This is a genomic window from Mycobacterium sp. IS-1590 (genome assembly GCF_001500025.1).
GTDB lineage: Bacteria > Actinomycetota > Actinomycetes > Mycobacteriales > Mycobacteriaceae > Mycobacterium.
Genome location: NZ_LQIW01000012.1, coordinates 250,045 through 264,019, shown reverse-complemented (window position 1 = coordinate 264,019; position 13,975 = coordinate 250,045). Strand labels below are relative to the sequence as shown.

At 68.1% G+C, this 13,975-nt stretch carries 15 protein-coding genes; 8 read left to right on the top strand and 7 right to left on the bottom strand.

The annotated features are described in order from the left end of the window. Nucleotides 1–4: 4 nt before the first annotated feature. Complete coding sequence (locus AU197_RS10765) at nt 5–919, top strand: alpha/beta hydrolase (protein WP_064402637.1); 915 nt, start codon at nt 5–7, stop codon at nt 917–919. Nucleotides 920–1,022: 103 nt separating this feature from the next. Here the strand turns inward: AU197_RS10765 and AU197_RS10760 are convergent, their stop codons facing one another. Continuing rightward, on the bottom strand, nt 1,023–1,496 hold the full coding sequence (locus AU197_RS10760) for an SRPBCC family protein (RefSeq protein ID WP_064402635.1): 474 nt from the start codon (nt 1,494–1,496) through the stop codon (nt 1,023–1,025). Between the two features lie 67 nt (nt 1,497–1,563). On the opposite strand from AU197_RS10760, the gene AU197_RS10755 reads away from it, so the two are divergent. After that, on the top strand, nt 1,564–2,727 hold the full coding sequence (locus AU197_RS10755) for an acyl-CoA dehydrogenase family protein (protein ID WP_064402633.1): 1,164 nt from the start codon (nt 1,564–1,566) through the stop codon (nt 2,725–2,727). On the opposite strand, the gene AU197_RS10750 is transcribed toward AU197_RS10755, so the two are convergent. Next, nucleotides 2,724–3,653, bottom strand: coding sequence for an LLM class flavin-dependent oxidoreductase (locus AU197_RS10750; RefSeq protein WP_064402873.1), 930 nt, complete (start codon nt 3,651–3,653; stop codon nt 2,724–2,726). The genes AU197_RS10755 and AU197_RS10750 overlap by 4 nt on opposite strands. A gap of 98 nt (nt 3,654–3,751) precedes the next feature. On the opposite strand from AU197_RS10750, the gene AU197_RS10745 reads away from it, so the two are divergent. Then, the gene (locus tag AU197_RS10745; protein WP_064402632.1) at nt 3,752–4,669 is read left to right on the top strand and encodes an LLM class F420-dependent oxidoreductase; all 918 of its coding nucleotides are present in this window, start codon (nt 3,752–3,754) and stop codon (nt 4,667–4,669) included. Nucleotides 4,670–4,738: 69 nt separating this feature from the next. Here the strand turns inward: AU197_RS10745 and AU197_RS10740 are convergent, their stop codons facing one another. Then, entirely contained in the window at nt 4,739–5,416 is a 678-nt protein-coding gene (locus tag AU197_RS10740) for a DUF427 domain-containing protein (protein WP_064402630.1), read from the bottom strand. A 117-nt stretch (nt 5,417–5,533) separates the two neighbouring features. Between AU197_RS10740 and AU197_RS10735 the strand changes: the two genes are divergently transcribed. Together AU197_RS10735 and AU197_RS10730 are read left to right on the top strand one after the other, a co-directional pair. Then, nucleotides 5,534–6,961, top strand: coding sequence for a WS/DGAT/MGAT family O-acyltransferase (locus AU197_RS10735; RefSeq protein WP_064402628.1), 1,428 nt, complete (start codon nt 5,534–5,536; stop codon nt 6,959–6,961). Between the two features lie 107 nt (nt 6,962–7,068). Beyond that, complete coding sequence (locus tag AU197_RS10730; protein ID WP_231744890.1) at nt 7,069–7,623, top strand: hypothetical protein; 555 nt, start codon at nt 7,069–7,071, stop codon at nt 7,621–7,623. Here AU197_RS10730 and AU197_RS10725 read toward each other — a convergent pair. Next, entirely contained in the window at nt 7,620–7,874 is a 255-nt protein-coding gene (locus tag AU197_RS10725; RefSeq protein ID WP_064402625.1) for a DUF2631 domain-containing protein, read from the bottom strand. The two genes, AU197_RS10730 and AU197_RS10725, sit on opposite strands and share 4 nt — an antisense overlap. A gap of 93 nt (nt 7,875–7,967) precedes the next feature. Between AU197_RS10725 and AU197_RS10720 the strand changes: the two genes are divergently transcribed. Beyond that, nucleotides 7,968–8,828: a mycofactocin-coupled SDR family oxidoreductase gene (locus AU197_RS10720; RefSeq protein ID WP_064402624.1), complete on the top strand. Its 861-nt coding sequence runs from the start codon at nt 7,968–7,970 to the stop codon at nt 8,826–8,828. Here the strand turns inward: AU197_RS10720 and AU197_RS10715 are convergent. Further along, nucleotides 8,821–10,113 carry a cryptochrome/photolyase family protein gene (locus AU197_RS10715; RefSeq protein WP_064402623.1) on the bottom strand — a complete coding sequence of 431 codons (1,293 nt, stop codon included), beginning with the start codon at nt 10,111–10,113 and terminating at the stop codon, nt 8,821–8,823. The two genes, AU197_RS10720 and AU197_RS10715, sit on opposite strands and share 8 nt — an antisense overlap. Nucleotides 10,114–10,152: 39 nt before the next feature. On the opposite strand from AU197_RS10715, the gene AU197_RS10710 reads away from it, so the two are divergent. Then, nucleotides 10,153–11,025, top strand: coding sequence for a TIGR03619 family F420-dependent LLM class oxidoreductase (locus tag AU197_RS10710; protein WP_064402621.1), 873 nt, complete (start codon nt 10,153–10,155; stop codon nt 11,023–11,025). Next, nucleotides 11,022–11,432, top strand: coding sequence for an ester cyclase (locus AU197_RS10705; protein WP_064402620.1), 411 nt, complete (start codon nt 11,022–11,024; stop codon nt 11,430–11,432). The genes AU197_RS10710 and AU197_RS10705 overlap by 4 nt, the downstream gene beginning before the upstream one ends. 78 nt (nt 11,433–11,510) lie before the next feature. Here AU197_RS10705 and AU197_RS10700 read toward each other — a convergent pair whose 3' ends face one another. Both AU197_RS10700 and AU197_RS10695 read right to left on the bottom strand, forming a co-directional pair. Then, on the bottom strand, nt 11,511–12,032 hold the full coding sequence (locus AU197_RS10700) for a fasciclin domain-containing protein (protein WP_082696625.1): 522 nt from the start codon (nt 12,030–12,032) through the stop codon (nt 11,511–11,513). A 156-nt stretch (nt 12,033–12,188) separates the two neighbouring features. Then, nucleotides 12,189–13,937, bottom strand: coding sequence for a cytochrome c biogenesis protein DipZ (locus AU197_RS10695; protein ID WP_064402615.1), 1,749 nt, complete (start codon nt 13,935–13,937; stop codon nt 12,189–12,191). Nucleotides 13,938–13,975 lie beyond the last annotated feature (38 nt).

Here is a 13,975-nt window from a genome sequence, read left to right as displayed (position 1 = left end):
CGTCGTGGCCATCGTCGAGCGGCTCGACCCCGCACTGCGCCATCTGGCGCAGGCCCGCACCGACCTGTCGCCAGGACTGCTCGGTGTCGTGCGCGATTCGCTCAACCAACGCCGCGCCGAAACGGCCAGGGCGGTCAACGACATCGTCGTCGAGGTCGAAGAGCGGGTGGCTCATTCGGTTACGGTGCGGATCTATCGGGGCGCTGCCGCACCGTCGCCCGCGGTGATCTACTGTCACGCCGGGGCGTTCGTGTTGGGCAACCTCGACACCGACCACCTTCAGTGCGTCGAATTGGCCAGGCGCGGCGGTTGCACGGTCCTCTCGGTCGACTACCGGCTCGCGCCCGAGCATCCCTTCCCGGCGGCGCTCGACGACGCACTGTCCGTGCTGAACTGGGCTGCCGAGTGCGCAACCGAACTCGGGCTCGACCCCGCCAGGCTCGCGGTCGCAGGGAGCAGCGCCGGTGGCGCGCTGGCGGCGGGGCTCGCGCAACGGTCGGCGGACGCGGCGGCGCCGCCGGTGGTGTTTCAGCTGCTGCACCAACCGGTGCTCGACGACCGGCCCACCGACTCGAAGGCGGAGTTCACCACGACGCCGGGTTTCGACGGGCCCGCCACCGAGATGATGTGGCGGCACTACCTCGGCGACACGGCCGCCGACGCGTCCGCGGTGCCGGGCCGCGCCGCCGACTTGTCCGGTGTGGCAGACGCTTTCATCAGCTGCTCGGAGCTCGACCCACTACGCGACGAGGCGGTGGAGTATGCGCAGCGGCTGATGCATGCGGGTGTCACGACCGAACTGCACGTGTTTCCAGGCACCTGCCACGGCTTCGACTCGCTGATTCCCGAGTGGGACACCAGTATCCGGCTGTTCGAACTCCAGGGCGTGGCCTTGCGGCGTGCGTTGCACGGAGGCTGATAGCGGGCCGCGGGGTGCGCTCGACGGTCGCGAGCGGCCGCAAACTGTCGTGACGTCGCGGCGTGTCCGAGCGCAAACGCGGTCGCTCGCGGAGATTGGGGATTTAGGAAGTATCGAGCTCTCGGGCGATCGCGGAGTGGTAGGCATCGATGTGCGCCGGGTTGACTGCCCGGAAGAACCCGTCCGGCATCGGAGCGTGCTTGGGGGCCTCGACCGTCATCGTCCGGGTGAACAGCGTGATGTCCTCGCCCGGCCGGGTGAAGCGGTACTCGACGGTGATGCGGCCCTCCATGCCGCCGTTGCCGTCGCGGTCGTGACCGAGCCGGCCGACCGAGCTGAAGACCCAGATCGCCGGGCGCGCCGCGATGGCCAGGTGCCACGTGAAGATGCGGTCGCCATCGGCACCCGCCTCCGTCCAGGTGTCGCCGACCCTCAGCGGGAGATGATCGGGCAGGCCGCCGATATGGGCGCTGGTGGGGTAGGTCTTGGGCCAGTTTGCCGGGTTCGTCACGAAGTCGTAGATCGCCTCGGCCGGCTGTCGAAACGCGGTCTCCGAACTGGTGGTGACGATGCCCAATGTGCTGCCTTCCGTGGGGAACCGACTGAGGCTTTACAACTAACCGTAAAAGTGTCACGGTGTCCAGGTGGACTTCTCCCGCGTGCAGCTGAGCGAGGACGATCGGGCGTTCCAGCAGGAGGTCCGGGACTTCCTGCGCACCGTCGTCACCGACGAGGTCATCGAGCGGGACCGCCGGACCGGTGAGAACTTCGACGAGGGCGTCCACCTCGCGCTCGCCGAGCGCGGCTACCTCGCCGCGGAATTCAACGCCGAGACCGAGGGCGGCTTCAGCGCCGTCCGCCGCCGGATCTGGGAGTTGGAGATCGGCCGCTCCCACGCACCGTGGTTCCACTGGCCCACCACGCTGATGGTGGCGCGCAGCCTGCAACAGTTCGGCACGCCGGAACTGAAGCAGGAGGTGCTCCCGAAGGTTCTCTCCGGGCACTACCGGCTGTGCCTGGGCTACACCGAACCCGAGGGCGGCTCGGACGTCGCGACCTGCAAGACCCGGGCGGTGCGCGACGGCGACGCCTGGGTGGTCAACGGCTCCAAGATGTTCACGTCCAACGCGCACAACGCGCACTACGTCTTCCTGATCACCAACACCAACCCCGACGCGCCGAAACACAAGAACCTGACGATGTTCCTGGTGCCGCTGGCCTCGCCCGGCATCGAGATCCAGCCGATCCGCACCGTCGACGGCGACCGCACCAACATCACCTTCTACAGCGACGTCCGCGTCGACGACAAGTACCGCGTGGGTGCGGTCAACGGCGGTTGGTCGGTGCTTCGCGAGGCGCTCAACGCCGAACACGGCACCATCGAACGCGACAATCAGGGCTTGCAGAAGCTGGCGACGATGAGCGAGCACCTGCTACTGCTGGCCGAGGCCGTCGACCGGCTCGCCGCCGTTGCCGGCGAAGAGGATTCGGCCCGGTATCGCCTGGGCCGCGCGATCGCCAGGATCGAGGCGGCGATGAGCACACCGGAGATGTTCGGCCGGGTGGCCAACGCGCAGACGATGCGCGACGTCGCGCCGGATCTGATGGACCTCTCCGGAGCCGCGGGCGCCCTGCCGGCCGGTGTCGAGGGCGCGGCGGGCGACGGGGGAGTCGAGTACGCCTTCCGGCTGGCCGGGCCCGCCGGTATCTACGGCGGCACGCTGGAGGTGTTCCGCAACATGATCGCCCAGCACGCACTGGGACTCGGTCGGCCGAACTACTCACCGCCGGCGAAGCGTCCCGCCTAGAGCCGCGCGATCACCTCGGTGGCCAGCAGGTCCAGCGTCCGGTCGGATGCGCGATCGTGGGTGAACAACACGATCTGGCCGAAGCCGAGTTCCCGCAGTTCGTGGAGACGGTCGACGATCGCCGGCGGTGTGCCGATCAAGCCTGCCTCCTCGAGCCCGAATGCCGGTGCGCCGAAACGCTTCTCGGCGAGTCGACGCACCTCCGGCAGCGACGCCTCGTCGGGTGCCAGCGCCATCACCGCCTCGACCGACAGCACGATGCTCGACGGATCCCGGCCGACGTCCTCGCAGATACCGCGCAGCACCGACACCTTGTGGTGCAGTTCCCCCAAGGCGTACGTCGGCACGTTCCACACATCGGCGTAGCGCGCCACCAACGGCAGCGTGTACTTCTCGCCGACGCCGCCCACCACGATGGGCGGCCTCTGCTGCACGGCGCCGGGCTTGACGGGGAAGTCCGTTACCGTGAAATGCTTGCCGCTGAAGTCGATTCGCTCGTCGGCGAAGGCCTGGGTCAGGATCTCCAGCGTCTCGCCCAGGCGCTCGGAACGCTCGCGAAACGATCCCCACGCCAGCCCCACCCGGTGGTGCTCACCCTCGATCGAGCCGCTGCCGAGCCCGAGTTGTAGCCGGCCCGCGCAAATCTGGTCGAGCGTGGTCGCCATCTTGGCCAGCACCGCAGGGTGGCGAAACTGGTTGCACAGCACCATGTGTCCGATGCGGATGCGTTCGGTGTTGCTGAGCAACGCGGTGGCCAACGTCCACGCCTCCAGCGAGGGATAGTCCGGCACGCCCGGGCCGTAGAGATGGTCGTAGAGCCACAGCGAGTCGATGCCGAGTTGCTCGCAGCGCCGGGTGCGATCCAGCATCTGCTCGTAGGTGAAGCCCATCTGGGGCAGGTAGACGCCGATCTCGGGCTTCCCCATGCGCAGTCCCATCACTGTCGAAGCTGTACTTTCCGCGGTTCGCATGGTAACGACATTCTCGCAAAACGAGAAGAATGTTCTAGACGGGACGAGCAGATATGCGGTTCACCTTCACCCACCCGATGCACAGCCACCCGTACAACCCGGAGTTGGTCACGGGCGCGGGGGTCGCGACCGTCGCGGCCGCCGCCGAGGCCGCGGGTTTTCACGGTTTCGGTTTCACCGACCACCCGGCGCCGACCGAGCGCTGGTTGAACGCCGGCGGCCACGATGCGGTGGACCCGTTCGTGGCCATGGGATACGCGGCCGCGACGACGACCACGCTGCGGCTCATCCCCAACATCGTGGTGCTGCCGTACCGCAATCCGTTCGTGGTCGCCAAGTCGGGTGCCACCCTGGACCTGCTGTCGGAGGGGCGGTTCACCCTCGGGGTGGGTGTCGGCTACCTCAAACGCGAATTCGCTGCGGTGGGTGTGGATTTCGAGGAGCGCGCCGCCTTGTTCGAGGAGGCGCTGGAGGTCATCCGCGGCATCTGGACCACCGACGACTTCTCCTATGAGGGCCGCCACTTCACCGCCAGCGGGATCACGGCGCACCCCCGGCCCGTCAGCGATCCCCACCCGCCCATCTGGATCGGCGGCAACACCGTCGCCGCCCGCAAGCGCGTGGTCGCCTACGGCGACGGGTGGTGCCCGTTCCCGGCGCCGGCCGTCCTGGCCCAGACCGCGCGCACGGCGCCGATGGACGTCGACGCACTGGCAGCCGGCGTCGAGGATCTGCGCCGCCGCTTCGATGAGGCGGGGCGCGACTGGTCGCGCATCGACATCACGTTCACCAACCCCGACGGCGGCAGTCCCGGCGGCGACGACTTCAACGCCGACGCGTACCTGTCCGGCTTGGAGAAGCTGGCCGGGATCGGGGTGACGTGGGTTCAGGTGGGCCTTCCGGGCGACAGCCTCGCGCATGTGCTCGAGACCATCGAGCGGTTCGGTGAATCGGTGATCGCCAAGTCCTGACGCCGAGACAGAACTTGTGCGCGATATCCGGGGGGCGATTCTCGCGCAGAAGCTCAGATTCGGCGGTGATCAGGTGCCGGGCAGTTCGGCCGAGACCTCGACGCGCTCGGGGTCGAAGCTGAAGAACCCCGCGATCGGCAACGTCTCGGGCGGCGGGTCCGGGTAGCTCCATGCCACATCCTCGACCACGGTGTCGCCGACAACGGCCGACCAGTACGTCGCGTAACCCTTGTAGTTGCAGTAGGTGGTGGTCGGCGAGGGCCTCAGCAGGTCGGTACGCACGTGCGACGGGCCGACATAGAGGCGCGGCTCCAGTGACGTCTCGAAGACGATCACCGTGTCGGTCGTGTCGACCAGAGCCTGGCCCGCCACCGCCACCCGCAGCGCGCGACGGGTCGGGCGGCAGTCCACGCGGTGATACGGGTTGGGCGGATAGTGCACGAGCGTGCGGCCTTCCTCCAGCCAGGTGTCGACGGCATCCCACGGCACGTGGACGTATCCGGGCGCCTCGACCACCGGCTCGGACGGAAGATCGCCGACGTCGTCGACGGGAAAGGCGTAGCTGAGCGGATGGTCGCGGCGGTGCACCATCAGCGCGCGCTCGGTGTCGAGGACCGTGCGTCCGCCGCGCAAAGCCTGCACACGGCGCGGATGCGGCTCGATGAACACCACGTCGTCCGGCAGCGGCGGTGTGAACCAGCCGGCCGGCTCCTTGCTCAGCGGCCCGCGGGCGGCGACGAGACTCATGACCGTCAGCTTTACAAATTTTGGCTCCATCGTCACCTCTCCCACGAACGTGCTTGGAAAAGAGCACGATTGGGAAACCGGTAGGCGTCGGCTGGGCGAGGTGGGATGCGGGGCGGAATGAAGCGACTCAACGGTGTGGACGCGTTGATGCTGTACAGCGAGACGCCCGAGGTCCACATGCACACCCTCAAGATCGGCATCCTCGACGTGTCGGGCGTCGACAACTACAACTTCGAGATGTTCCGACAGGTCGCCTACCCGCGCCTGCTGGCGTTGTCGGCGCTGCGCTACCAACTCGTCGACATCCCGCTGCGCCTGCACCATCCGATGTGGTGGGAGAACCACGACATCGACCTCGACTACCACCTGCGCCGCGCACACATCGCGCCGCCGGGTGGACGGCGCGAGCTCGACGACCTGATCGGGCAGATCGCCAGCACGCCGCTGGACCGCAGCCGCCCGTTGTGGGAGATGTACCACGCCGAGGGGCTCGCCGACGGCCGCGTCGCGATCATCCACAAGGTCCATCACGTGCTGGCCGACGGCGTCGCCTCGGCCAACCAGCTGGCGAAGGCCATAAGCGACGAGACGCCGACGCCCGTTCGCGCCGTGGCAGATCCGGCCACGCGGACCACCGCGCAGCTGCTCAAGACCGCGGGCCGTGACCACGCGCACCTCATCCGCAGACTGCCCAGGCTCGTCAACGAGACGGCAACCGGTGTCGCCCGGGTGCGCAGGCGCGCCAAGGAACGGGGCCGACATCCCGACCTGGCGCGCACCTTCGCCCCTCCGCAGACCTTCATCAACCACGTCGTGTCCCCCGGGCGGCGCTTCGCGACGGCGCCGCTGTCGTTGGCGGAGGTCAAGGAGACCGGCAGGCATCTGGGTGTGACGCTCAACGACGTCGTGCTGGCCACCGCGGCCGGGGCGCTGCGCACGCTGCTGCTGCGCTATGACGGGCACGCCGAGGAACCGCTGATCGCCGGCGTCCCGGTCAGCACCAACCCCTCGCCAGATCGGTTGACGGGCAACGAGTTCACCTACATGATGCCGTCGCTGCCGGTGCACATCGCCGATCCGCTCGAACGGGTCCGGCTCACCGCGGTGGCCACCAAGATCGCCAAGGAGAGCCATCAGTTGCTCGGACCGGCGGTGCTACCGGCGTGGATGTCGTATCTACCGCCGGCGTTGGCGCCCAAGTTCTTTCGGTTGCAGGCACGCCGGATGGAGTCCGGCGCGGTGATGAACCTGACCATCTCGAATGTGGCGGGACCCCGCGACCCCGGACACATCGCGGGCGGTGTCCTCAGCGAGATCTACTCGGTGGGGCCGGTCGTCACGGGAAGCGGGATGAACATCACGGTGTGGAGCTACGTCGACCAACTCGCCATCTCGGTGCTGACCGACGACCGCACGCTCGACGATCCGCATGAGGCCACCGACGCGCTGCTCGAATCCTTCGCCGATATCCGCCGCGCGGCCGGACTCCCCGGCGAGTTGGCCACCGTCGCATCGGCCCTCCCGCTGGCCGCCGCGTCACACTGATCGACACCGCGCCGTCGGACCTTTACAGATCGCGACAATAGTGTCACGCTCTAGGGGCGCCGCGACAGCCCCTCGACCGGCGTCGCTGACCCGATCGGATAGGAACTATGGCAACTCGACCCTCTCCCGACGACGTCGTGTCGGTCGACGGTGCTCCGGCTGCCGACGGCCCGGCCAACCACCATCACCTGACGGTCCTGGCGGCGGACCTGGCCGACGTCATCGGGCCTGCGGGCGGCTGGCTGTTCGACCGGGCGCGGGCCGGTTGGGACGTCAACGTGTGGATCGCGGACTGCGCTGACGAGCGGCCGCTCACGATCCTCGGCGCCAACACCGTCGACGACACCCCGGAGGCCATCGTGCGCGACGTGCCCCGCAACGGCGCCCTGGCGGTCAGTGCGGTGCTGCTACGCGACGATCCGCGGGTCCGCGCCGGCGTCTTCGAGCTGGCGAGGCGCGGTGTCGAGGTGATTGCCTGGGGTGACGAGAGTCCGGGTGAGTTCGGTGATCGCATCGACACGATTGAGCACCCGCTCAGCATCGCCGCCCGCGCGTTCAAGGCCCGCGCCCTGGCGGCGGCAGGATTGACGCACACCGTCGGCGCCACCGAGACGCTGGTCGATCTGGGGCCCGAGTCCGTCCGGCCGCTGAACCCGGTCTAGCGGATCCAGCCCCGTTTGCGCAGCCACCAGTCGCGCGCGACCGCGGCGAGAATCAGCACGGCGAATCCGACCAGGAACAGGTCCTCGACGCGTCCGGTGTGGTTGCCGTGGATGAGGGAGAGCAGAAACAGGGCCGCGATGATGCCGCCGACGTGGAAGAACGTGGGGTTCTCCTTCGACCAGCCCCACTCGGCGGACGGTACGTCTTCGACGTCGACCCCGGTGTGTCGCTGCACCTCGGTGTTGGCCACGGCTGCTCCTCACGGTCGGGCTCAGTACTGCCCGACATTCTGGCATATGCCCAAAACAGGGGGCCTACTACGCCCGCCGTAGGGTGATGCGTCATGACACCGCGGGCGCGAGGAGCAGACGGGCACATGCAGTTCGAGGGCAAGGTCGCATTCATCACCGGCGCGGCGCGCGGCCAGGGCCGGGCGCACGCCGTCCGGTTCGCCGAGGAGGGCGCCGACATCATCGCTGTCGACCTGTGCGAGCAGATCGACAGCGTCGCCTACCCCATGGCGACGCAGGACGATCTCGACGAGACCGTCAACCTGGTGGAGAAGACCGGCCGCAGGATCATCGCCGAACGCGGCGACGTCCGCGACCTTGAGCGGATGCAGGAGATCGCGGCCAACGGGGCCCAAGAGTTCGGCCGCATCGACTTCGTGCTCGCCAACGCGGGGATCCTGCCCGCCGCGGGGGAGCAGGGACGCGAGATCTCCGCGTTCGTCGACGCGGTGAACGTCATGCTCAACGGCGTCTACTACACGATCACCGCGACGCTGCCCGCCCTGCTCGCCCACGGCGACGGCGGCGCGATCGTGATCACCAGCTCGGCGGCCGCGTTCAAACCGGTCACCGTCGACTTCGGCACGATGAACCACGGCGCGGCCGGATACACCGTCGCCAAGCACGGCGTCATCGGCGTGATGCGCCACTTCGCACGAGGGCTGGCGGAGAAGAACATTCGCGTCAACTCCGTTCATCCCGGCGGAGTGGCCACCCCGATGATCTACAACGAGGCGCTGGCCGAATGGTCGGGTGAGCACCCGGCGTTCAGCGTCTCCCAGCAGCCGCTGCTCAACGTCCCGCCGGTCGAGCCGGAGGCGATCAGCGACGCGATGGTGTACCTGTGCGGCGACTCCGGGCGCTACGTCACCGGGGTGGCGCTGCCGGTCGACGGCGGACAGATCGTCAAGTGATCTCGGCGTAGCGGCGCAGCGCCTCCTTGCGTTCGGCGGCGTGGTCGACGATCGGCTCCGGATAGGCGTCATCGTCGACGTCGGGCACCCAGCGGCGCACGTAACCGCCGTCGGGATCGAACTTCTGCCCCTGCGTGGTCGGGTTGAAGACGCGGAAGTACGGCGCGGCGTCCGTCCCGGTGCCCGCAGCCCACTGCCACCCATGCTGGTTGTTGGCCATATCGCCGTCGACCAACTGCTCGAGGAACCAGCGCGCGCCCCACTGCCACGGCAGGTGCAGGTCCTTGACCAGGAAGGAGGCCACGATCATGCGGACCCGGTTGTGCATCCACCCGGTCTCGGCGAGCTGGCGCATCCCGGCGTCGACGATGGGATAACCCGTCCTGCCCTGCTTCCAGGCCTCGAACCGTTTCTGCGCCTCGGGGCCGTCATCGAGGCTCATCCCGTCGAACGACCGGTTGAAGTTCCACCAGACGCTGCGCGGCCATTCGTTGAGCACCGCGGCGTAGAAGTCGCGGAACGCCAACTCCCGCAGGTACGCCTGCGCGCCCTTCCCCCGTCCCAGGTCCGCAGCCATGGTGCGTGGATGGATGGTGCCGAACTTCAGATGTGCCGACATGCGGCTGGTGCGATCCAGATCCGGGCGGTTGCGGTCGTCGGCATAGGTGGCCAGCCCGTTGTTCACGAACGACTTCCACTGCTTGCGGGCCGCGGTCTCTCCGGCCGGCAGCTCGAGGTCGACCCCGGCATCCGGGATGTCCACCGCGCCCGCGACATCCGAGGGGTCGAGCCAACGCGCCGATTTCGGCCCGGACGTGGCGGGTGCGCACCAGCCGTGTTCGCGCCAGGCCCGGTGAAACGGGGTGAACACCTTGTACGGGCTGCCGTCGGGTTTGGTCACCCGGCCGGGAGAGACCAGGTACGGCGAGCCCGACGCCTCGAGAGGGATATCGCCCAGCGCGGCCTCGACGGCGTCGTCACGCCGCCGCCCGAACGGCGAGTAGTCCGCCGAGATGTGTACCGCCGACGCACCAATCGCCTTGACGACAGCGGGTATTCGCTTCTCAGGTCGGCCCCGGGTGACGTACAGCGTGCCGCCGAGGCCGTCCCGCAGATCGCGCAGCGCGTCATACAGGTACTGCAGTCGACGGGCACCCGCCGAGGCTTCGAGCCGGGGGTCGAGGACGTAGCAGGCGAGCACCTCGCCGTCAGCGGCGGCCGCGGCCAGCAGCGAGGGCAGATCGCGCAGGCGCAGATCGCGACGAAACCACAACAATGTGGGCATGGCATTGATGCTGCCCCGATTTCGCGATAGAGAAACAGGATGGAGTTCTGGTCGGGCACCGCGTTCATGAAAACGTCAGAGATTCTCGGGCTCGCACGCGCCTTCGACGAGGCCGGCTACGACGGAATGGTCTGCTCGGACCACATGATCTATCCGCGCGAACTCAGTTCGCCGTATCCGGATTCGCCGACCGGCAAGCCGATGTGGGCACCGGAGACCGCCTGGCCCGACTGCTGGGTGCAGATCGGTGCGATGGCCGCGGTGACGACCCGGTTGCGGTTCTCCAACGCGGTGTACATCGCGCCGGCGCGCCCGCTGTTGGAGGTGGCCAAGCAGGTCGCGACGGCCTCGGTGCTGTCCGACGGCCGGGTGTCACTGGCGGCGGGCGTCGGCTGGATGCGCGAGGAATACGAGTTGATGGGCCAGGATTTCGGCACCCGCGGTAAACGGCTCGACGAGATGATCCCCGCGCTGCGCGAACTGTGGCGCGGCGGTTGGGTGTCGTGGAGCGGCGACTACTACCAGGTGCCCGAGATGATGATCGAACCCCACCCGGTGGCCCCGGTGCCGATCCTGTGCGGCGGAGAGTCCGATGCCGCGCTGCGTCGCGCCGCACGGCTGTGCGATGGCTGGGTCGGCTACGCCTACCGGTGGGACGAAGCCGTGGGCTACGCCCGGAAGTTGCGTGCGCTGCTACGCGAGTACGGCCGCGAGAGCGAACCCTTCGACATCATGCTGGCGTTACTCGAGCCTCCGACACCGGACCTGTACAAGCGGGCCGAAGACGCCGGCATCACCGCGGTGATGTGCAGTCCCTGGATGGGGATGGACCTCGAACCCGGCGGGGTGGAGCGGTACCGGGAGCCGATCGAGCGGTTCGCCGAGACCATCATCGCCAAGGTGCGGCCATGACCTTCTCCGAGGACGAGATCCGCGACCTGGTCTCGTGCCTCTACACCTCGATCGATCGCCGGGACTGGGCGACGGTTCAGGCCCTGGTCTCGCCCCGGCTGGTCGTCGAGCTCGCCGGTCCGCCCGTCCTCGGGTGGCGGGAGTGGCAGGCCCACCTCGAGGAGTTCACCCGCGGGTTCTCCGATGGACGGCATGCGATCGAGGAGATTCTGGTCGACGGTTCGCACGGCATCACGCGGTTCACCTTCACCGGTACCCATGACGGCGAGTTCCGCGGCATACCGGCGACGGGAAACAAGGTCTCGGTCACCGGAATTCACATCGACCGCTTTCAGGGCGATATGCTGGTCGCGCACCGCGGGCAACTCGACATGCACGGACTACTGCGACAACTCGGGGCGGGCTGAGCCGGCCTTGTCGCCGACAGGGGAGGGCAGCCCGGTTGGGGGTCACCGGGCCGCCCTCCGATCCTGTTGTGGCGCAGGTCAGTTCGCTGGGGGCAGCAGCACCGTGTCGATGAGGTAGACGGTCGCGTTGGCCGTCTGCACACCGCCACAGACCACCGAGGCGTCGTTGACCTTCAGATCAGCCCCGTGGCCCGTCACCGTGAGATCGGCGCCCTGCACCGTCTTGTGGGTGCCGACCACCTGGGCCGGGCCGGCCTGACCGGGCACCACGTGATAGGTCAGGATGCTCGTCAACAGCGGGGCATCGGTCTTGAGCGTCTCGATGGTGGCCGGGTCCAGCTTGGCGAACGCGTCATCGGTCGGCGCGAACACCGTGAACTGGCCCCCGTTGAGGGTGTCGACGAGGTTGACCTGCGGATTGAGTTGCCCCGAAACGGCTTTCGTCAACGTGGTCAGCAGCGGGTTGTTCGAGGCCGCGACCGCGACGGGGTCCTGGGCCATGCCCGTCACCGAGCCCGGGCCCACCGGCACCTGCTGCGCGTAGGCCGTGCAACCCGGGCCCACCATCTCGGCATGCCCGACGGCCGCTGTGCCCAGCATCAGGCCGGTGGCTCCCAGTGCGGCCACGCCCGCGCTGACGATCTTCTTCCTGGCATTTATCACTCGCACTCCACTTCTGGACGGGACGGCAGGTGCCGCCGGAACTTGCTTGCAATGGCTATTCGGAGCCGGTCGGGTTCCGGATGGGTCGGATTTTCAGCCGTAGGTGAAGGAGAACGCTTGCAGGCCTTGGCTCAGCTGAACGTCGAGCGTTCCTTCTCGGACGGTGTCGTCGCCGACGAGCTGGCGTAACCTCGGCGGGCCCTCGATCGGGATCCGGCGTGATTCACCGTCGCGCGTGACCGTCACCATGCCGGTCCCGCCGACCACGAGGTACACGTCGCGGGCGTGGTAGTCGAGCCGGATCACCGAGTCCGGCCCCTCGGCGGTGGCTCCCTGGTAGTCGAGTCTCCAGCGCCCGCGTAGCCCGAATGTGTCCTCGGACAGGCGTTCTGGATCGGCGAAGACGAACGTGCCTTCGTCGTAGGCGCCGCTTCCGCCGTAGTTGACCATTTTGCCGACACCGAGATAGGTCTCGGGAGTGAGGCCGCGCGGGGGAGTGGCATCGGTCTGTTCGGTCGGCGGCGGCAGGGCGCCGCGGGGGTTCGCCTGCGAAAGCAGTTCCCGGATCAGTTGTTCCGTCTCGGCGTAGTCGCCCTCGCCGAATTTGATGTGGCGCACCGTGCCCTCGGCGTCGATCAGGTACTTGGCCGGCCAGTACCGGTTGCGGTAGTTCGTCCAGGTGGAATAGTTGGTGTCGAGTGCGACGGGATAGGTGATGCCCAAGTCTCGCGCACCGCTTGCGACGTTGGCCGGTACCCGTTCGAAGGCGTACTCCGGGGTGTGCACACCGATCACCTCCAGCCCGGCCTCCCGGTACGCGGTATACCAGTCGACGACGTGCGGTATCGCTCGCTGACAGTTGATGCACGAGTACGCCCAGAAGTCGACCAGAACCACCTTGCCGCGCAACGCTTTCAGATCGACCGGGCCGGCCCCGGGAGTGTTCTGCCAGCCGGTGATGCCCGTCAGGTCCGGCGCCGGCCCACAACTCTCGAGTTCGGGAGCGCCGTTGCTGCAGTTGGACAGCAGTCGGTTCTGGTCGTTGACCAGCCCGCCGAGGTTGAGTTGTTCCCGGATCTGTTCGTCACCGCCGACCCGCTCCTGCAGTGTGCTCGTGTAATCCGGGATGGCACGCTGAAGCGCGGCGGGCAGGTTGAGCGCCAACGCGAGCGCCAGCATGATCGTGACCACCCCGGCAGCGATGCGGATCTGGCGCTGGCGGTTACGGAAGGCCGCAACCCGTTCCGCGACGCGACGGCCCGCGAGTGCGAAGAACAGCAGAGGCAGCGCGGCACCGAGGGCAAACGACAGGGTCAACGCCACGGTGGCGATGCCGACGCTGCCGGTGGCTCCCGCGATGATGATGGCGGCCAGCACCGGTCCGGCGCACGGAACGTACAGGACGCCGAGCGCCAGACCGAGACCGAATCCGCCTCTGCCGGAACCGAACTGCTTCTGCGGTAGGCGCGTGAACGGCTTTTCCAGCAGCGCCTCGAATCGGGGGAAGATCAGGCCGGCGCCGATGGCGATGAGCGCGACGAGCGCAACCCAGCGGATCGCGTCCTGCGGAAGGGAAAGCAGCGACAGCACGGTCGAACCGAGCAGCGTCACGGTCGAGAAGCTGACCACCAGCCCGGCGATCACCAGGTAGGGCCGGAGCCGCTCGACGAGGGCGGGCCGTGTTTCGGTGGCGATGGCCGAGCCGGCGCCCGCGGGTGCACCCCCGTCGAGGCGAGCGGTCTGCGTGCCGGAGAAGAAGATCACCGGCAGCACGGGCAGGATGCACGGCGAGATGCCGGTGATCAGCCCGCCGAGGAAGCCGATGAGAACAAGGGTGAACATTGCCGGTCCTTCAAGAAGCGAGCGGACGCGGAATCGCG